Genomic DNA, 318 nt, shown 5'->3' on the forward strand with positions numbered 1-318 from the left:
ATGTCGTTATCCATCTTGAGCTGGCGATTTTCCTGCTCCAATTGCCGGATGCGCTGTTGCTCTGCCGTCAACGGCTTGCCGATTCCGGCCTGCCCTAGTTGCTCTGCCTCGTACTGTTGAACCCAGCGTCGAACCGCTGTCTCCCCAATGTTCAGATCCTGGCAAACCTGCGTAACGGTCAGCCCCTGATCCTTGATCATCTTCACGACTTGCAGCTTGAAGCTGTCGTCGAATGCCCTGCGTTTTTTGGTCATGAATAACTCCTCGATAGATGTATTTTCCACCTATCGGGGTGTCCGGGGAAATTAGACCACTGCA

The 318-nt window shown here is 53.1% G+C and carries 1 protein-coding gene; it reads right to left on the bottom strand.

Features of this window, described 5'->3' with window-relative positions:
- The coding region (locus HB680_RS32540; protein ID WP_213942337.1) for a transposase at positions 1 to 254 on the bottom strand (254 nt) is incomplete at its 3' end.
- Between the last annotated feature and the right edge of the window lie 64 nt (positions 255 to 318).

Origin of the sequence: Pseudomonas sp. dw_612 (assembly GCF_018449725.1) — a bacterium.
In the GTDB taxonomy this organism is placed as follows: domain Bacteria; phylum Pseudomonadota; class Gammaproteobacteria; order Pseudomonadales; family Pseudomonadaceae; genus Aquipseudomonas.